The sequence below is a fragment of the Hymenobacter nivis genome, assembly GCF_003149515.1.
Classification (GTDB): Bacteria; Bacteroidota; Bacteroidia; order Cytophagales; family Hymenobacteraceae; genus Hymenobacter; species Hymenobacter nivis.
Genome location: NZ_CP029145.1, coordinates 2,276,891 through 2,294,302, shown reverse-complemented (window position 1 = coordinate 2,294,302; position 17,412 = coordinate 2,276,891). Strand labels below are relative to the sequence as shown.

The window sequence follows — 17,412 nt, the reverse complement described above, 5'->3', positions numbered from 1 at the left end:
ACGTACGAAGCCGCGCTCGCCGGGGCCCCCGGTATTGCGGCGCGGCCGAAAACTGCCGCGGGCCGCGTATCCATTTCTTTGGCCCCGGCTGCTACTTTTGGCGGTGATGTTTTTGCTCTAGCTATTTTTCATGAAAAAACTTTCTTTTACTAGGTTGCTAGCCGCGGCCTTACTGCTCGGCACGGCTACGGCCCAGGCCCAGCCTACTCGGCCTACCCCGCCGCCGCCACCCCCAGCGCCTGCACCGGTCAGTCGGTTTCCCCTGCCGCAACCGCCGGCCAACCTGCCGCCTTACAGCGCACGCGCGCTTTTCACGCCCGACTACCTGAACCAGGTGGGGCCCGCCACGCGCACGGCCGGCGGCCAGCCCGGGGCCACCTACTGGCAAAATGCGGCCGACTACCAAATTACCGCTTCGCTCGACGAGAAAGCGGCCCGCGTGAGCGCCACGGTCGTCATCACCTACACCAACAATAGCCCCGACGCGCTGCCTTTCGTGTGGCTGCAACTCGACCAAAACCTGTTCCGGGCCGACTCGCGCGGGTCAGCGGTTACGCCAGTAGCCGGCGGGCGCTTCGGCAACGGCGGCGCGCGCAACGGCAACTCGGCGCGCAACTTTCCGGGCGGCGATTCGCTACAAATGGTCAGTATTGAGCTGCACGGCAAGAAGTTGAAGGCCAACTACCGCGTCAGCGATACGCGGATGCAGATTATTCTGCCCGAGGCCATGAAGCCGCACGGCGACAAGCTTAAAATCAGCATTGCTTACGCCTTCAATATCCCCGAGTACGGCTCCGACCGCCTGGGCCGCCTCCCCACCAAGAACGGCGAGATTTTCGAGGTGGCGCAGTGGTACCCGCGCATGGCCGTGTACGACGACGTGGAAGGCTGGAACACGCTGCCCTACCTGACGGCCGAGTTTTACCTGGAGTACGGCAACTTCGACTACACCCTCAACGTGCCGGCCAACTTCCTGGTGGGCGGCTCGGGCGAGCTGGTGAACGGCGCCGAGGTGCTCACCGGCACCCAGCAGCGGCGCCTGGCCCAGGCCGCCACTTCCGACAAAACCGTGATTGTGCGGGGCCCCGAGGAAGTGACGCAGGCCGGCTCGCGGCCCAGCGGCCGCAACGGCCGCCTTACCTGGCACTTCAAGTGCCGGCAGGCGCGCGACGTAGCCTGGGCCGCATCGGCCGCCTTCGCGTGGGACGCCGCCCGCATGAACCTGCCCAGCGGCCGTAAGTCGCTGGCCATGTCGCTCTACCCCGCCGAAGCCGCCGGCGACTCAGCCTGGAGCCGCAGCACCGAGTACGTGAAGAAAAGCATCGAATTCAACTCGAAGCAGTGGTACGAATACACCTACCCGGTGGCCACCAATGTGGCCGGCGTGGTGGGCGGCATGGAGTACCCGGGCATTGTGTTCTGCGGGGCCCGCTCGAAAAAAGGCGACCTGTGGGGCGTGACCGACCACGAGTTTGGCCACAACTGGTTCCCGATGATCGTGGGCTCGAACGAGCGCAAGTACCCGTGGATGGACGAGGGCTTCAACACGTTTATCAATATCTTGTCCACCAAAAACTTCAATAACGGCGAGTATAAGGCCTTGGCCGACGAGGAGGGCCGCGCCTCGTTAGGGATCCTCTACAGCCTGCTCGACCCCAACGCCGATGTGCCCTACACCGTGCCCGACGTGACGCAGGCCCGCAACCTGGGCTTTGCTGCCTATTCCAAAACCGGCTACGGCCTGTACCTGCTGCGCCAGGAGATTTTGGGCCCCGAGCGGTTCGACTACGCCTTCCGTACCTACATCCAGCGCTGGGCCTTCAAGCACCCCACGCCGCGCGATTTTTTCCGGACTATGAACAACGTGGCCGGCGAGGATTTGAACTGGTTCTACCACGAGTGGTTCTTCGAGAACTGGCTGCTCGACCAGGCCGTGACCACCGTGGCTTACGTGAACCAGGACCCTGCCAAGGGGGCCCTCATCACGATTGAAAACCGCGGCCAGGCCGCCATGCCCGTCACGGCCGAGGTGAAGGAAACCAACGGCAAAACCACCACCGTGCGCCTGCCCGTCGAAATCTGGCAGCGCGGCGGCACCTGGACGTTCCGCTATAACTCCACCTCGCCGCTGCTGCAAGTGACGCTGAACCCCGACAATATTCTGCCCGACGTGAACCGCGCCAACAACACCTGGCGCGCCCAAAAGCTGGCCGAATAGGGCCCCGGGATTATTTAAAAGCCAGGCGGGCCGCCCAGGGAAATTCCCTGGGCGGCCCGCCTTTTTTAGGGCCCCGGGGCCCCTAGTCCGACACCGTTTTGGAGAAAAGCTGCATCACCAGCACGCCGGCCACGATGAGGCCGATGCCCGCCAGGGCCGGCCAGTCGAGCCGCTGCTTGAAGTAGAAAAAGCCGATAAGCGTGACCAGTATAATGCCCACCCCGCCCCAAATAGCGTAGGCCACGCCCAACGGAATGGCCCGCAGCGAAAAGCTGAAAAAGTAGAACGCCAGTCCATAGCCCACCACCGTAACGATGCTGGGCCCCAGCTTGGTAAACTGGTTGGAAGCCGTGAGGGCCGTCGTGCCAATCACCTCGCTGATAATGGCCAGGAATAGAAAAACGTAGGGCATGGTGAGGTAAATAAGTAGATGCGGCTAGTCGCGGGTGCGCAGCACGCGCCAGCCGTGGGCCGGCACGGTGCGCGCCTTGGGCTGGGCCAGCGTCAAGGTCTCGCTGCTGAATACGTCGAACAGGCCTTTCTGGGGCGATACGGGCATCTTTTGACCGGGCAGCACGAGTGGTTCGGCCGTGGTATTGACGAGCACAATCACCGCCGAGCCCGCCTTTTCGCGTACGAAACCGTAGAGGCCATCCGGCCCGTTCAGGCGGTGGAAGGTGCTGTCCGGGTCGCCGTTGCGCAGGGCGGGGTGGCGCTTTTTGAGCTGGAACAGCTTGGTGTAAAAATCCTGGAGCGGGTAGTCCCGCCAGTCAATCGGGTCGCGGTCGAAGAAAGCTAAGCGGCGGTTCAGCCCGGCTTCCTGGCCCGAGTACAGCAGCGGCAGGCCCGGCAGCAGCGCCGCCAGCACGGCGAAGGGCTGCGCCAGGGGCCCCAGGCGCTCGTACTCGGTGCCGTCCCAGCTGTTCACGTCGTGGTTGCTGGTGAAGTGCGTCAGGTACACCGTGGGCGGGTACTTCGCGCGCTCGGCGGCCAGGTACGTATCAATGTCGGCCAGCGCAGCCTGGCCCTCGGCGATGCGGTCGAGCAGGTAATGCAGGCGCAGGCCAAAGCTCGCGTCGAAGGCCCGTTCGAGCAGATGCGTGTCACTGTTGAATTCCTCCCAGCTGAGGCCCCCGGACGGATACAATTCGTCCCACTCGGCCAGCAGGAACACGGGCTTGATGGCTTCCAGCGCCGGCCGCGCCTCGTCCCAGAAATCGGTGGGCACCAGGCCGGCTACGTCGCAGCGGTAGCCGTCGAGGCCGGCCTCGCGCACCCAATAGCACAGGGCCTCAATCATGTAGGTGCGCAGGTGCGGATTGGTATAGTCGAGGGCCACCACGTCGGTCCAGCCGGCCACGGGCGGCACCAGGGCCCCCCGGGCGTCGTGCCGGTACCAGTCGGGGTGTGCCTCAATTAGCGGGTTGTCGCGGCTGGTGTGGTTGGCCACCCAGTCGAGGATTACCTTCATGCCCAGGCCGTGGGCCGTGTGCACCAGGTGCTGCAAATCTTCCAGGGCCCCAAATTCCGGGTTCACCCCGAAGTAGTCCTGCACCGCGTAGGGCGACCCCAACGACCCCTTGCGCCCCACCACGCCAATGGGGTGAATCGGCATCAGCCACACAATGACGACGCCCATTTTCTGGAGCCGCGGCAAGTGCGCCTCGAAGGCGCGGAAGGTGCCTTCGGGCGTGTAGTTGCGCACATTTACCTCGTAAATGGTGGCGTTGGCGGCCCACTCGGGATGGCGCACGGTGAACAGGTGGGCGTCGGGATGGTCGGGCATAAAAGGTAGCATTGACGGGGCAAGTTCGCACATCGAAGACGTCCGACCGCGCGGACTCGCAGCGTCCACGCCCCGCCCCGGCGGCGGTGGTTGCCCCGTGGGGCCCCAGCGCTACTGCGCCGGGCCCGGGTTTTGCGCCTCGTACCACGCGTGGGGCGTGCCGTCGGCGGCGTCGAACAGGTTGATGAACTCCAGCCCGATCTTCTCCAGAATGCGCCGCGAGGCGCCGTGCGTGGCCTCGGCGTAGCCCGCAATCAGCGGCAATTGCAGGGCCCCGAAACCGTGGTCCAGCCACGCCCGGCCGGCCTCGGTGCCATAGCCTTGGCCCCAGTGCGGCTCCAGCAAGCGGTAGCCAACGTCGATGAAATCGGCGCGGCCGTTTACCGGTTCGTGGTTCAGCTTGAGGCCGGCCCAGCCCAAAAACTCGCCGGTGGCGCGCAACTCCACGGCCCAGCGGGCGGGGGCCCCGGCGCGGTATGCGCCCTGGACGCGGGCCAGCGCGGCGCGGGCCTGGGCGGGGTCGGCGAGCGGGGGCGTGCCCAGGTAGCGCAGCACGTGGGGGTTGCTATCGAGGGCAAACAAACCGGCTGCGTCTGGGGGCCCCAGGGGGCGGTAGCGCAGGCGCGCCGAGGCGAAGGGTTCCAGCATCGGGCAAAGCAACGGGGCGGCCGGCGCAAAAGCAACCGCCGGCCCCGGCCGCTACCTTTACGGGTATGTTGAACCGTGCTGCTCCCGAGGGGCCGTCCTACGCGGCGGTATTTGTTGATTTTGAGAACGTGTACTACTTTCTCAAAAACCATTTCCACGACCCTCCCGACCTGAACGACTACGTGCTGGCGCTGGTGCGTAAGCTGCGCGACGACCTGGCCGCCCGCGGCCTCGACTGCCTGGTGCTGAACGCCTACGCCGATTTCGAGCGCCTGGCCACGGCCCCCCAGGGCGGCCTCTACCTGATGGGCGTGAGCACGCGCAACGTGCTGGGCACCCACCACAAAAACGCCGCCGATATGCAGCTCTGCATCGACGCCATGGAGGTGCTTTATACCCGGCCCGACATTGGCACGTTCGTGCTCGTAGCCGGCGACCGCGACTACATCCCGCTGCTGCAACACCTGCGGCGGCAGGCCCGGCAGGTGCTGGTGGCCGGCTTCCGCGAGGCCACCTCCGGCGACCTGCTCCAGAACCTGGGGCCCCAGCACTTCCTCGACGCCCGTGAGCTGCTGCCGCCCGCCACCCTGGCCCTGCTCGAAGCCCGCCGCCGCGCCCGCCCGGCCGCGCCCGAAGCGGTGGCCCCCGCGCCCGCGGCCCCCGCCGCCGGTGCCCCCGCCGCGCCCGACGCCGAGGCCGCCCCGGCCTTCGACCCCGTGCGCTCCCTCGCGGGCCCCGACGAGCTGAGCTGCTTGGCCTTCATGGTAGCCGAGCTGCTGCGCCTGGGCCAGCACCGCCCCGTGCACGAGCTGTGGCTCACGCCTTTCCTGCGCCGGCTGACGGACGAGTTTCCGGCCCTGCCCGAGTACGAGCGGCGCGACCTCATCAACGGCCTGCGCACGGCCGGGGCCCTGCGCATCGAGAAGCGCGAGGGTGAGCAGCACCCGTTTTCGGTCATCGTGCTTAACCCCGAGCACCCCGACGTGCAGGCCCTGGCGGCCGCTGGCGCATAGCGGCGGGCCAGCCGCCGGTTGTATTTTTGCCCTGCACCCCTTTTAGTTGTTCGTTGTTCGTTTCTTTTTGAACAATCTGGCAACTGACAACGAATAACTGACAACGAACAACTAAAGACCAACAACTAAAAGATGAACCTCATTTCCGAAGCCGAAGCCGGCATCCGCTCCTTGTTCGACGCCACCCAGAAGGGTTTTGTGGGCGATGCCAGCGCCGGCCAAAACCAAATCAGCAACTGGCTGCAATACTTACGCAGCGGCGACCAGAAGGTGCTGGGCCCCATCGTGCAGGAGCTCGAAGCCCTCAACACCCACATCAGCAACAACAACGCCGCCGGCATGGCCGAGGCCTTCCAGCGCATGGGCGAACTGACGTCGCAGTCGGCCCTGAACACCCATAACTTCGAGGGCAATGGCGACAAAATCCGCGGGCTGAGTCAGAAACTCATCACCGCCGCTGGCAACCTGCGCCTGGTGGCCAAAACCCAGCCCGCCCAAAATTAGGGCCCGTGCCCGGAGAAACACCAACGACCCCCGGGGCCCCGCGCATGGCGGGGCCCCGGGGGTCGTTGGTGTTTCTCCGGGCTGGTAAGCCCGGGGGGCCGGCCGCATAACAGACCATACCTGACGAAGTTTATTACCAAATTGTTTTTTCCCAAAAGCCAAAATATTGTACACCTTGGGGTTAACAATGGCGCGGGAAGTGCGTTAAACAGCTACATTCTCACTTTTCAACCTTTCCAATATCATGGACAGCACGCAACCCCAACTCGACGCCACCCTCACCGCCCTGAAAGGCGGCCTCGCTAACGCTGCTGGTGCCGCCGGCCCCAACATCGCCGGCTGGATCAAAACCCTGCAAGGCAACACCCAGCTTGCGGGCATCAGCTCGGAACTGCAGAAACTGCACGATGCCCTGGGCAGCGGTGCCTCCGACACCAGCGCTCTGGCTAGCAGCCTGACCACCCTCGGCGAGCACACCAGCAAGGCCGCCGCTTCGGCTACGCCCGATGCCCAAGCCAAGCTCCATGAGCTGGGCAAGGCCCTGAGCGCCGCCGGCACGTCGTTGAAAGGCTAGCCGACGGCTAGACTGCTGAACGAAAAAGGCTGTCAACCCGCGGGGTTGGCAGCCTTTTTTATGAGTTGGCAGCTAAAGTCCGCGCTACAGTTTACCGTTCAACCGCGCGGACTCGCAGCACCCACGCTATACCTATTGCAGTGCTCAGGTTTATGTACATCTTCGGTGTTAAGTACGCGTTAGTGAGCAGTTTATGTTAAAATAGATGGTTATGCTGAGCTATTTGAAGCATATTTACTGCGTAACCAACTCTAAACGTTGTAGTTGATTCCGAATAAGAGACGCTTCGACTGCGCTCAGCATGACGTTCTTTACATCAAACTAATTAGCAACGGATACTTATCAGCTAAAAGCTAACGGGCCACTACTTAGTAGCCCAGGGCTTTGTCGTCGCCGCGGGGGTCGGCGCCGCCGGAGAGCTGGCCGTTGGGTAGCACCTCGATGGCTTCGATGCGGCCCCAGGGGCCCCGGGGGTGCACGGCGTAGCCGCGGGCGCGGAGCGAATCCTGGGCGGCGGGGGTGAGGGCCCCGGCTTCGGCGTCGATGTAGTCGGGCAGCCACTGGTGGTGCAGGCGCGGGGCGGCCACGGCCTGCTGCGGGTCGAGGCCATAATCCACGATGCCGAGGATGGTGGTGAGCACGCCGGTGATGATGGTGCTGCCGCCGGGCGTGCCCACCACCAGGGCCAGCTTGCCGTTGCGGGCCAAAATGGTGGGCGTCATGCTACTGAGCATGCGCTTGCCGGGAGCTACGGCGTTGGCGGTGCCGCCCACCAGGCCATACACGTTGGGCACGCCGGCCTTGGCCGAGAAGTCGTCCATCTCGTTGTTTAGCAAAAAGCCCGCGCCGGGCACCACCACTTTGCTGCCATAGGCCCCGTTGAGGGTGGTGGTGCAGCTCACGGCGTTGCCGGCGGCGTCCACGATGTTGTAGTGGGTGGTTTCGTTGCTTTCGTAGCCGGGCAGGCCTGGGCCGGCGGTTACCTCGGCGCTGGGCGTGGCGTGGCCATCGGTGCGGATGGTGCTGGCCCGCTGCCGGTTATAATCCTTCGCTAGCAGCTGCGCCACTGGCACGTGGCCGAAGTCGGGGTCGCCGAGGTAGGTGGCGCGGTCGGCGTACACGCGCCGTTCGACCTCCGTGAGCAGGTGCGTGGCGGCGGGCGTGTGGTAGCCCAAGGTCTTGAGGTTGGTGGGCTCCAGCATTTGCAGCATTTGCAGTAGAGCCACGCCGCCGCTGCTGGGTGGCGGCATTGTGATGACCTCGTAGCCGCGGTACTGGCCCCGCAGCGGCGCGCGCCACTTGGGTTGGTAGCCGTCGAGGTCCTTTTGGGTAATGAGGCCCCCACGGCGGCGCATTTCTTCCAGTAAGTACCGCGCCGTTTCGCCCTGGTAAAACCCGCCGCGCTGCTGGTCCTGGATGCGGATGAGCGTTGAGGCCAGTTCGGGCAGGCGCACGGTGTCGCCGGCGTGCCAGGTGCCGCCGGGACGCACGTAGGCCGACGGGTTGCCGGGGTTATACTTTATAAAATCGTCGTGGGTCCGGTTGAGGCCCGCGGCTTCGCGCTCGGTGAGGGCGTAGCCGCGGGCCAACTTAATAGCGGGGGCTATCAACGCAGCCCAGGGCAATTTGCCGAGCTTGTCGTGCAGGGTCACCATGCCGGCCACGGTGCCGGGCGTGCCCACGGCCAGGGGCCCCGCGGTGCTCAGGCCGGGCACCACGTTGCCGGCCTGGTCCAGGTACATATCCCGGGTAGCCCCGGCGGGCGCAGTTTCGCGGAAGTCGAGGGTGCCGGCGGTGCCGTCGGGGATCCGGTACACTAGGAAGCCGCCGCCGCCGATATTGCCCGCTACGGGCAGCACCACGGCTAGCGCAAACTGCACGGCTACGGCTGCATCATACGCATTACCACCTTTTTGCAGAATGGCCAGCCCCACCTGCGAGGCCAGCGGGTGGGCCGAAATAACCATGGCGTGGGCCGCCAGCAGCGGCGCGCCGGCCCCCGTGGGCACCGACGAGAGCCCTGAGCCTTCCAGCGCCGACGCCGGAGCCGTGCGGGGCTGCCCGCTGGTGCAGGCCGCTAATACGGCCAAGGGGAGAGCAAGGATAGTGTTCTTCATGGCTGCAAGTAACGCGGATTTGGAGGTATTTCGAGAATAGATGTAAACTGCTCCTTACTTGCCCGGGGGATATCGTTTAGCCGTGCCCTGCATTCGCAGCCCCGCCGCTACCTTTCGCGTATCACCCGCCAACCCTTCCTGCCCCGCCCATGGAACCCACCGCCCCGTCCGCTGCTCCCGTTCCCCAACTGCCGCTCGTGCAGCAGGATTCCTGGCTCGTTCCTTTCGAGCCGGTCCTGCGCCAGCGCCAGCAGCGTCTGGCCACCCGCCTGGCCGAAATTGAAGCGCACCACGGCTCGCTCGAAGCCTACGCCACGGCCCACCAGCAGTTGGGCCTGCACTACGACGGCCGCCGCCGTGGCTTCCGTTACCGCGAGTGGGCCCCGGGGGCCGAGGCGCTGTACCTGGTGGGCGATTTCAACGGCTGGGACCGCCAGGCCAACCCGCTGCAACGGCTCGACTACGGGGTATGGGAAATTTTTCTGCCCGACAAGGAATACAAGGACCGGCTGGTGCACAACAGTAAGTACAAGGTGCACGTCGTCAGCGCCAACGGGGCCCAGGACCGCCTGCCCGCCACCGCACGCCGCGTAGTGCAGGACGACCACACCAAGGACTACGCCGCCCAGGTGTGGCGGCCCGCCGTGCCCTTTGCCTGGACGGACCAGAAGTTCCGGGTGGCGGTGGCCGTGAAGGAGCCGTTTATCTACGAGGCCCACGTGGGCATGGCCACCGAGGAAAGCCGTGTGGGCCTCTACCGCGAGTTTGCCGACCACATTTTGCCCCGCATCGAGGCCGACGGCTACAACTGTGTGCAGCTGATGGCCGTGATGGAGCACCCGTACTACGGCTCGTTTGGTTACCACGTGGCCAACTTTTTCGCGCCTAGCTCGCGCTTCGGCACGCCCGAGGAGCTGAAGTACCTCGTCAACGAGGCCCACCGGCGCGGCATCGCCGTGCTGCTCGACGTGGTGCACTCGCACGCCGTGAAAAACCAGGCCGAGGGCCTGGCCGACTTCGACGGCTCGGGCAATCTGTACTTCCACGAGGGCGAGCGGGGCAACCACCTGGGCTGGGACTCGAAGCTGTTCGACTACGGCCGGCCCGAGGTGCAGCAATTCTTGCTCAGTAACTTGCGCTACTGGCTGGAGGAGTTTCACTTCGACGGCTTCCGCTTCGATGGCGTGACGAGCATGCTCTACCACCACCACGGCGAGGGCGTGGCCTTCGTGGGCTACGAGCAGTATTTCGGGCCCGGGGCCGACGAGGACGCTATTCTGTACCTCCAACTGGCCACCACGCTGGTGCACGGGTTCAGGAAGGGGGCCCTGTTGGTGGCCGAGGACATGAGCGGCCTGCCCGGCCTGTGCCGCCCCATCGCCGAGGGCGGCATCGGCTTCGACTACCGCCTGGCGATGGGCATCCCCGACTTCTGGATTAAGCTGCTCAAGCACACCCCCGACGAGGGCTGGAACCTGGGCGAGCTGTGGCACGTGCTCACCAACCGCCGCCAAGGCGAGAAAACGGTGGCCTATGCCGAGAGCCACGACCAAGCCCTGGTGGGCGACAAAACTCTGGCCCAGTGGCTATTCGGTGACGGCATTTACCACCACATGGCCGTGGCCGATCCTGACCCCAACGCCGCCCGGGCCCTGGCGCTGCACAAAATCATCCGCCTCCTCACGCTCACGGCCGGCGGCGAGGCCTACCTCGACTTCATCGGTAACGAGTTTGGGCACCCCGAATGGGTCGATTTCCCCCGCGAGGGCAACGGCTGGAGCTACCAGCACGCCCGCCGCCAGTGGAGCCTGGCCGACAACCCCGATCTGAAGTACCATTTCCTCGGCGACTTCGACAAGGCCCTGATTCACCTGGCCAAGGCCCACCACGTGCTGGCCGCCGGCCCCGCCCAGCTGCTGCACCACGACGAGGAAAACAAAGTCCTGGCCTTCGCCCGGGGCCCCCTGATGGTCATCGTCAACCTGCACGTCACGGCCAGCCAGCCCGACTACCGCTTCTGGGTGCCCAAAGAAGGCCGCTACCGCGTGGTCCTTTCCAGCGACGATAGCCAGTTCGGTGGCTTCGACCGGCCCGACGAGCACTACATCTACGAAACCTACGAGCAGCACCTGCGCGTGTACCTGCCCAGCCGCGTGGCACTGGTGCTGGCCCTGGCGTAGGGCCCTGGGGCCCCTAGGCGGTTATGACTGTAGTAATACCACCGTTTTTGTAAACGTGAGGAAACACCTACTTTAGCGCTTGCTTTTCATCTAAGTACAGGTCTGTTATGCAATGGATACCCTCTTTCGTTAAGTTGTTCCTGTTTTTTGTCACAGGCTTGGTTTTGTCAACCGGAGGAGGGATTGCGGAAATGGAGTCCCTAGGAAATTACACGATGAGCAGCATTTTTGGGGCCCTACGCCTGGTTGGGTTGTTGTTAATGGTCGTAAGTCCACTGCTGATGGCGCTAAAGTTCTTTGCTCAATTAGACCGAAAAGCTAAGTAGGAGCAGGCATCCTAAAACGCTCGTTTAAGTAAACCGCTGCCCAAGGGCACATATCAACCTGGCAAAAGTGCCCTATTGTACAGATTGAGTTTAAGGAACTCGTTTACCTTTCAAAGTTTACGAAACTAGGATTGGAGGTGAGTTTCGTGAACTCATCTTAGGTCAGGTTCCAACAGATGGTTGGGTAACTTGTCTTTATTGGTTGATTGGCGGTACTGAGACTAAATAGCTACTTCAGCAGCTCCAGCACCACGGCGGTTTCGGCTGGCAGCGGGGCCCTAAATGCGAGGAGCAGAAACAAACGGGTACTTTTTCATCAGGGTCAGCATGGCACGGGGCCCTGGGGGCCCTAAGCGCGCTTTAGGCCGTTGCGTAGGCGCTGGAGGGTGGTGGCCAGGCGCTGGGTGCGGCCCTCGGCGGTTTTGGCGCCGTCGAGCCAGCGCACGTAGTCGCGCTGGTCGGGGCGGAGGAGGGTTTCGAAGAACGTGCGGGCGGCGGGCGTGGCGTCGAGGGCCGTGGCCAGGTCGGGCGGCAGGGTTACGACGTGCACCTCGGGGGCGTGGCGCAGGGCCACGCGCAGGGTATCGCCCACGGTTTTGCCCAGGGCCCGGCGCACTTCCCGGGGCACCGGCAGGCCGTGGTGGCCGTCGCCGAGCGGGGCTAGGGTGGTGCGGTGCGGAAAGCCGTCGAGGGTGGTTTGCACGGGCAGCTTACCCTTGGTGCCGTACACATCTTGCACGGAGAACGGCACGGCCACGAAAAGGCCGCCGTCGGCGCTGTCGGTTTCGAGCACGGCTTCAAATTCTTGTTCGGCCTGAAAGGATTCCATCAAAAGCAGGGATAAAGGAGTAGAAATGGGGATAACGGGAAAACTTTGGGGATAACCGAACCAGGCGCCAATTAACGCCCGCGGGGCCTCGGCCGCACGACGGCGTGTCGGTTTCCCCGTTGGCGGCCCCTGTTAGGGCCGCGTGGCCCGGTCAATTTCGGCCAGCACAGCGCGTACGCCGTCGGCATCGTCAGCGGCTACGGTGCGCACTTGGCCGGGGATCAGCAAGGGGTAGTGGCGGAGGGCCTGGGCGCGGAGCTCGTCGCTCGTCACTAGCACGGTGTGGGCGAAGCGGAGCGCCATGCGCTCCAGCTCCAGCAGCCAGCCACGCTCGGCCGGCGCCGCCGACTCGGCCGCCAGCAGGCGCAGGTGCACCACCAGCGGCCGCCGGGTGCGGGCCCGGACTTCCAGCGCCGCCAGCCAAGTGGGCCAGTCGGGGGCGTAAATCACGCCGAAGTCCTCGCCGTCGCCGTCGAGCACGTACGTGGCAAAGCGGGCGTATTGAATAACGCGGTAATGCAGGCCGTCGGAGAGGCCAAAGGTGGGCGGTGCGGCCTCGGCCGCCGGGGCCCGGTGCAGCGCCGCCAGCCCCTGCGTGAGCGAGGCGCGGGCGGGGCCCGGCGTGGGCGCAGCCACGGGCAGCACTTCTACCGAAAGGTCGGGGTCGTCTTCGGCTAAAGCGGCCGCCTCGCCCGCGCCAATTTCTGCCTCGGGTTGGTCGAACAGCGGCGCCGGTGCGACGCCAGGGAGCACAGAAATGGGTGCAGCTGGCGGCGCGGGGGCCCCCGCAGGCCCCGTCGGGGCCAGCCCAGGTGTGGCAGCCGCGGCCGCTTCGTCTACTGAAGTGGTTTCTGCCAGCGAAGTTTCCACGGTTAGGGCTGCTACAACCGGGGCTGCTGCCGTTTCGGCGCTGCCGAGGTACGGGGCGGCGGGAGCCCGCCAACCGGCCGCGGCGTGCTGCGCCAGGGGCGGGCGCAATTGCACGTTGGCAAGACCGGCCGGGGCCCCGGCGGCGGGTGCGTTGGGCACGGGGCGGGCGGCGGCGGCGGCCCAGCCGGCGGCCAGTGTCCCGGGCGCAAGGTCGCCCAAGCCCACCAAATGGGAGCCTGCGCCTAAGTCTATTACGGCGGGGCCGGCCTCGGTGGTGGCCTCGGCGGCACCGGGCTCGGGCAGCTGGGGCAGCACGGCCAGGGTGGGCTGCGCGGCGGCCAGGGCCCGCACGAGCGGCAGGGTGGGTAGGGCCGGCAGCGCCGCGGTGGCCGCTACGCGGTGAACGGCAGGGTCGGCGTCGTCCCAGGCCAGCACGAGCAAAACGGGGGGAGGAAGAGGCATGGCGGGCGCGGGCAGGAAAGTGGGGGAGGTGGGCAAAGATGGGGCCCGACCGGGCCACAGACAAGGGCTGTGCGTTGGCCGAGCGAATTATCGGGTCCGCCGACTTTGGCTGATTTTTTGTCGCCCGCGCCGGTGAGGCGCTTTATCTTGCGGGTATATACAACGTACCGACCGGCTTGGCCGGTATTTTTTTAAGCCAACGCGCCCTATTAGTCCCCACTTTTATCCACTATGAACCCATCGATCCAGGAGAATAATTACATGGTCAACGACCTGGCAGCCACGGCTCATCAGGACCATACGGCCGGCCACGTGCGGCGGGCCGAGGAGCTGGCCCCCGGCCGCTACCTGTTCAGCTGCGACAACGGGGTGCGCCTGGCGCTGTCCGTCGTCACCGACAAAATCCTGCGTTTTCGCTACCTCACCGACGGGCCCCTGGTACCCGATTTTTCGTACGCCGTGCCGGCCGATGCGGTGCAGCCGGCGCCCACGTTTTTGGAGTTTGTGGAGAAAGCCGACCACTACCGCCTCACCACCGCCCGCCTTATTTGCACGGTGCAGAAGGAGGGCCTGCGCACCCGCGTGCTCGACCGCTCGGGCACGATTTTGAGCGACGACGAGAAGGGCTTTCATTGGCAGTACGACGACGAAACCGGCAACGACCAGGTGAAGATGAGCAAGCAGGTGCCCCCCGGCGTGCACTACTACGGTCTCGGCGACAAGCCCGCCAACATGAACCTGCGCGGCCACCGCTTCACCAACTGGGGCTCCGACACCTACGGCTACACCAAGGGCTCCGACCCGCTCTACAAGAACATCCCGTTCTACCACGTGCTGCACCAGAAAATTGCCCACGGCATTTTCTTCGACAACACATTCCGCAGTTATTTCGACTTCGCCGCCGAGCGCGCCGACGTCACCAGCTTCTGGGCCAACGGCGGCGAGCTGAACTACTACTTCATCTACGGGCCCACGCTGCTGGAGGTGGCCGAGGCCTACACCCTGCTCACGGGCCCCGCCGAGCTGCCCCCACTCTGGACGCTGGGCTACCACCAGTGCAAGTGGAGCTACTACCCCGAGGCCAACGTGCAGGAAATTGCCCGGGGCCTGCGCGAGCGCAACATCCCGTGCGACGCCCTGTACCTCGACATCGACTACATGGACGGCTACCGGTGCTTCACCTGGCACCCTACGCACTTCCCCGAGCCCCGGCGCCTGGTGCAGGAGCTGGCCGCCGACGGCTTCAAAACCGTTGTTATCATCGACCCCGGCATCAAGATTGACCCCGGCTATTCCGTTTACAACGAGGGTATCGCCAACGATTTCTTCTGCCGCCGCGCCGACGGGCCCCTGATGAAGGGCACCGTGTGGCCCGGCCTCTGCAACTTCCCCGACTACACCAAGCCGCAGGTGCGCGAGTGGTGGGCGGGCTTGTTTGAGGGCCTGATTAAGGACGTGGGCGTGGCCGGCGTCTGGAACGACATGAACGAGCCGGCGGTGTTCGAAAAAGGTACCTTCCCGCCCGACGTGCGCTTCGACTACGACGGCCAGTCGGCCTCGCACCTCAAGGCGCACAACGTCTACGGCATGCAGATGGCCCGCGCCACCAACGAGGGCGTGAAGCGCTTCGCCTACCCCAAGCGGCCCTTCACCATCACGCGCAGTACCTACGCCGGCGGCCAGCGCTACTCCTCGGGCTGGACCGGCGACAATATCGCCTCGTGGGAGCACCTGTGGCTGGCCAATATCCAATGCCAGCGCTTGAGCATCAGCGGATTTAGCTTCATTGGCAGCGACATCGGCGGCTTCATCGACGCGCCCGACGGCGAGCTGTACGCCCGCTGGATTGCCCTGGGGGCCTTCCACCCGTTCTTCCGTACCCACAGTTCCGGCGACCACGGCGACCAGGAGCCCTGGAGCTTCGGCGAGCCCTACACCAGCCTGGCGCGCCACTTCATCGAGCTGCGCTACCGCCTGCTGCCCTACATGTACACCGCCTTTTGGCAGTACGCCACGCACGGCACGCCCATGCTGCGCCCGCTCACCTTCCTCGACCAGAACGACCCCGAAACCTACCTGCGGATGGCCGAGTTCAGCCTCGGCGACAACCTGCTGGTCTGCCCCATTACGGCCCAGGGAGCCGACGGCCGCTGGATGTACCTGCCCCGCGGCGACTGGTACTACTACTGGACCGATGGCCTCCAGGCCGGCGGCAGCGAGGTGTGGGCCAGCGCCGACCTCACCCGCATCCCGCTCTTCGTGAAGGCCGGGGCCGTGCTGCCCATGCAGCCCGTGCTGCAATACGTGGGCGAAAAAGTGGTGGACGAGCTAACCCTGCACGTGTACTACAAAAACGGCACCGCCGAGAGCTGCCTCTACGACGACGGCGGCGAGGGCTACGCCTACCAGGAGCAGGGCCAGCAAACCGTGCGTCGCTTCACGGCCACCGGCACCGCCACCGAGCTGGTGCTCGCCCAGGCCATCGAGGGGCCCTACCAGCCCGCCTACGCCACCTACCGCGTAGTGCTGCACGGCCTGCCCGGGGCCCCCACCGCCGCCACCGCCGACGGCCAGCCCACGGAGCTACAGTCCATCGAGCTGGAAACCAGCCTGACGCTGCCCGGCTTCGTGGTCGGCACCGGCTTCGGTGAGCTGCGCGTGGCCCTGGCCGCCCCGGACGCCGAAGCCCCCGCCGGGGGCCCCGCGCCGCCGGCCGCGTAGCGTTTTCTCCACAATCCAAAAGCCTCAACGGTTGCCGGTTCACGCCGGGGCCGTTGGGGCTTTTTGGTGGAGGTTGGGGGCCAGTAAATATGCTGATGCCCTGTCAACTACCTCAAAACGAATTAACTCCGAATCATATCTTTTACTTATACATGATGAATTTATTTTTGAATAAGTAAATACCGATCAGATTTGGTCATCCTTTCCAACCAATCAAAAACTCGCTTTTGCCTTCAGTTCACTACCATGAAAAAAGGAAACGCATACGGCTTTCCCATTGCGTTATTAGGGAGGGATTGCACTCTGAGGTTGCGAAAAATAGCCTCAAAGGAGATTAATTACAAGCACATAGCAGTTGATCCCGCTTTGCTATGTGGAAAATAGCCGCCGGTTTGCTGGCGCTTGTCGGAAGCGTGCTTCCCAGCATGTGCCGGGCGCAGGACACGAACACGAAGCAGGTTCCGGCTCCGTACCGGTTTTACGTGGGCGGGCAATGGGCCTACCATCAATACATCTTCAATTATTCAACGTTTCCAAACGTAACGGATGTGTCGCCGTGGTATGTAAATGCGGGATATTACATTTCGCCCCGGCTGGCCGTGCAGGCCGGTATTATGTACATGCACGACACATTCACGGGTGGCGGCGCGGGTGTTAACTCGGCCGGAAAACCTATTGCCGATATTCGCACAGATAATACCTGGAATACGTTAGTTCCTATGCTGTTGCGCTTTACGTTGATTAGGACGTCAGACCGCCGGTTTAGCATGGATGCGCTGGCCGGGGGCACCTACGGCTTTTCGCACGGACGACTCGAGCAGACGGAAACCGTTGCCGGCCAGGTCATCAGGTATAACCTGATCGAAGTACGGCAGCCCGGCTTTTTCCTGACGGTGGGCCTCGCGGGGCGTTTTATCTTCAACCGACGCTGGGAAATAGTGGGCGATTGGACGTACAGCCGCAACACGGCCAACATTTCCAAGCAGTCGTACTGGCAGGCGGGCGTTCCGAACGGCCGGACCCGGGGCCTGAGCCTGGGGGTCCGTTACCGCTTCAACCTGAAAAGAAAAGCCGCCGAATCGGCCACGCTTTAGCCGTTCAACGCGGCCGGACACTACCAAAAAAGGCGCTCCGCGGAGCGCCTTTTTTATTGATTTTGCGGCA

General features: G+C 64.4%; 13 protein-coding genes. 7 read left to right on the top strand and 6 right to left on the bottom strand.

Going from position 1 to position 17,412, the window contains the following annotated elements; genetic code table 11:
• Positions 1-130 precede the first annotated feature (130 nt).
• On the top strand, positions 131-2,218 hold the full coding sequence (locus DDQ68_RS10175; protein WP_162550011.1) for a M1 family metallopeptidase: 2,088 nt from the start codon (positions 131-133) through the stop codon (positions 2,216-2,218).
• Positions 2,219-2,300: 82 nt separating this feature from the next.
• Here the strand turns inward: DDQ68_RS10175 and DDQ68_RS10170 are convergent, their stop codons facing one another.
• The 3 genes from DDQ68_RS10170 to DDQ68_RS10160 all read right to left on the bottom strand — a co-directional run bounded on the left by DDQ68_RS10170 (position 2,301) and on the right by DDQ68_RS10160 (position 4,652).
• On the bottom strand, positions 2,301-2,630 hold the full coding sequence (locus DDQ68_RS10170) for a DMT family transporter (RefSeq protein ID WP_109656196.1): 330 nt from the start codon (positions 2,628-2,630) through the stop codon (positions 2,301-2,303).
• A 24-nt stretch (positions 2,631-2,654) separates the two neighbouring features.
• A complete protein-coding gene (locus tag DDQ68_RS10165; protein ID WP_109656195.1) occupies positions 2,655-4,004 on the bottom strand; it encodes an alpha-amylase family glycosyl hydrolase in 1,350 nt (449 codons plus the stop codon).
• Between the two features lie 111 nt (positions 4,005-4,115).
• Positions 4,116-4,652, bottom strand: a complete 537-nt coding sequence (locus DDQ68_RS10160) for a GNAT family N-acetyltransferase (RefSeq protein ID WP_109656194.1) — start codon at positions 4,650-4,652, stop codon at positions 4,116-4,118.
• Positions 4,653-4,717: 65 nt separating this feature from the next.
• Here DDQ68_RS10160 and DDQ68_RS10155 point away from each other — a divergent pair, with 65 nt between their 5' ends.
• The 3 genes from DDQ68_RS10155 (at position 4,718) to DDQ68_RS10145 (ending at position 6,743) form a co-directional block, all read left to right on the top strand.
• Positions 4,718-5,665, top strand: coding sequence for an NYN domain-containing protein (locus tag DDQ68_RS10155; protein ID WP_109656193.1), 948 nt, complete (start codon positions 4,718-4,720; stop codon positions 5,663-5,665).
• Positions 5,666-5,797: 132 nt separating this feature from the next.
• Positions 5,798-6,169 carry a hypothetical protein gene (locus DDQ68_RS10150; protein ID WP_109656192.1) on the top strand — a complete coding sequence of 124 codons (372 nt, stop codon included), beginning with the start codon at positions 5,798-5,800 and terminating at the stop codon, positions 6,167-6,169.
• Positions 6,170-6,413: 244 nt separating this feature from the next.
• Positions 6,414-6,743 carry a hypothetical protein gene (locus tag DDQ68_RS10145; protein ID WP_109656191.1) on the top strand — a complete coding sequence of 110 codons (330 nt, stop codon included), beginning with the start codon at positions 6,414-6,416 and terminating at the stop codon, positions 6,741-6,743.
• Positions 6,744-7,111: 368 nt separating this feature from the next.
• Here the strand turns inward: DDQ68_RS10145 and ggt are convergent, their stop codons facing one another.
• Positions 7,112-8,860, bottom strand: coding sequence for a gamma-glutamyltransferase (ggt, locus tag DDQ68_RS10140; RefSeq protein ID WP_109656190.1), 1,749 nt, complete (start codon positions 8,858-8,860; stop codon positions 7,112-7,114).
• A 149-nt stretch (positions 8,861-9,009) separates the two neighbouring features.
• Here ggt and DDQ68_RS10135 point away from each other — a divergent pair, with 149 nt between their 5' ends.
• Complete coding sequence (locus DDQ68_RS10135) at positions 9,010-11,040, top strand: alpha amylase C-terminal domain-containing protein (RefSeq protein WP_109656189.1); 2,031 nt, start codon at positions 9,010-9,012, stop codon at positions 11,038-11,040.
• A gap of 675 nt (positions 11,041-11,715) precedes the next feature.
• Here DDQ68_RS10135 and DDQ68_RS10125 read toward each other — a convergent pair.
• Both DDQ68_RS10125 and DDQ68_RS10120 read right to left on the bottom strand, forming a co-directional pair.
• Entirely contained in the window at positions 11,716-12,195 is a 480-nt protein-coding gene (locus DDQ68_RS10125; protein WP_109656187.1) for a YdeI/OmpD-associated family protein, read from the bottom strand.
• A 132-nt stretch (positions 12,196-12,327) separates the two neighbouring features.
• Positions 12,328-13,527 carry a glycosyltransferase gene (locus tag DDQ68_RS10120; RefSeq protein ID WP_162550010.1) on the bottom strand — a complete coding sequence of 400 codons (1,200 nt, stop codon included), beginning with the start codon at positions 13,525-13,527 and terminating at the stop codon, positions 12,328-12,330.
• A 231-nt stretch (positions 13,528-13,758) separates the two neighbouring features.
• On the opposite strand from DDQ68_RS10120, the gene DDQ68_RS10115 reads away from it, so the two are divergent.
• A complete protein-coding gene (locus DDQ68_RS10115) occupies positions 13,759-16,248 on the top strand; it encodes a glycoside hydrolase family 31 protein (protein ID WP_162550009.1) in 2,490 nt (829 codons plus the stop codon).
• Between the two features lie 371 nt (positions 16,249-16,619).
• Positions 16,620-17,342: a putative outer membrane beta-barrel protein gene (locus DDQ68_RS10110; protein WP_109656185.1), complete on the top strand. Its 723-nt coding sequence runs from the start codon at positions 16,620-16,622 to the stop codon at positions 17,340-17,342.
• Positions 17,343-17,412 lie beyond the last annotated feature (70 nt).

Coding starts and splice junctions, on each gene's coding strand:
- DDQ68_RS10175 (WP_162550011.1), top strand. CDS start 131: ATGAAAAAACTTTCTTTTACTAGGTTGCTAGCCGCGGCCTTACTGCTC.
- DDQ68_RS10170 (WP_109656196.1), bottom strand. CDS start 2,630: ATGCCCTACGTTTTTCTATTCCTGGCCATTATCAGCGAGGTGATTGGC.
- DDQ68_RS10165 (WP_109656195.1), bottom strand. CDS start 4,004: ATGCCCGACCATCCCGACGCCCACCTGTTCACCGTGCGCCATCCCGAG.
- DDQ68_RS10160 (WP_109656194.1), bottom strand. CDS start 4,652: ATGCTGGAACCCTTCGCCTCGGCGCGCCTGCGCTACCGCCCCCTGGGG.
- DDQ68_RS10155 (WP_109656193.1), top strand. CDS start 4,718: ATGTTGAACCGTGCTGCTCCCGAGGGGCCGTCCTACGCGGCGGTATTT.
- DDQ68_RS10150 (WP_109656192.1), top strand. CDS start 5,798: ATGAACCTCATTTCCGAAGCCGAAGCCGGCATCCGCTCCTTGTTCGAC.
- DDQ68_RS10145 (WP_109656191.1), top strand. CDS start 6,414: ATGGACAGCACGCAACCCCAACTCGACGCCACCCTCACCGCCCTGAAA.
- ggt (WP_109656190.1), bottom strand. CDS start 8,860: ATGAAGAACACTATCCTTGCTCTCCCCTTGGCCGTATTAGCGGCCTGC.
- DDQ68_RS10135 (WP_109656189.1), top strand. CDS start 9,010: ATGGAACCCACCGCCCCGTCCGCTGCTCCCGTTCCCCAACTGCCGCTC.
- DDQ68_RS10125 (WP_109656187.1), bottom strand. CDS start 12,195: ATGGAATCCTTTCAGGCCGAACAAGAATTTGAAGCCGTGCTCGAAACC.
- DDQ68_RS10120 (WP_162550010.1), bottom strand. CDS start 13,527: ATGCCTCTTCCTCCCCCCGTTTTGCTCGTGCTGGCCTGGGACGACGCC.
- DDQ68_RS10115 (WP_162550009.1), top strand. CDS start 13,759: ATGAACCCATCGATCCAGGAGAATAATTACATGGTCAACGACCTGGCA.
- DDQ68_RS10110 (WP_109656185.1), top strand. CDS start 16,620: ATGTGGAAAATAGCCGCCGGTTTGCTGGCGCTTGTCGGAAGCGTGCTT.